This is a genomic window from Aromatoleum toluolicum, assembly GCF_012911005.2.
Lineage (GTDB): Bacteria > Pseudomonadota > Gammaproteobacteria > Burkholderiales > Rhodocyclaceae > Aromatoleum > Aromatoleum toluolicum.
In genome coordinates, this window is the sequence record NZ_WTVS01000263.1 from 1 (window position 1) to 397 (window position 397).

General features: G+C 59.7%; 1 protein-coding gene. It reads right to left on the reverse strand.

Going from position 1 to position 397, the window contains the following annotated elements:
- Window positions 1-179: 179 nt before the first annotated feature.
- Window positions 180-397 (reverse strand): cytochrome c oxidase subunit 3 (locus GPA27_RS28660; protein ID WP_211165325.1); only part of this gene is annotated, 218 nt, incomplete at its 5' end.

Here is a 397-nt window from a genome sequence, read left to right on the forward strand (position 1 = left end):
GCCGTGTTGCGGTCCGCAATCACCTTGGCCATCACCAGCCAGAAGGGAATGGCCGTGAGGATGACGGACAACACAAACCCCATCACATAGCCCGAAAAGGTGCTGTGGGGGCCTGCGTCGTGGTGGTGATCGTCATGCCCATGCGCATCGTGCGCGTGTGTTGCGTGTTGTGCGCTCATTTACAGCACCCCCATCAGATACACAAAGGTGAAAACGCCGATCCAGACCACGTCCAAGAAGTGCCAGAACATGGACAGGCACATCAGGCGGCGGTTGTTCTCGGGGATCAGGCCATGCTTGCCAATCTGGACCATCAGCACCACCAGCCAGATCAGGCCGAAGGTGACGTGCAGGCCGTGGGTGCCCACCAGCGTGAAGAACGCCGACAGGAAGGCAC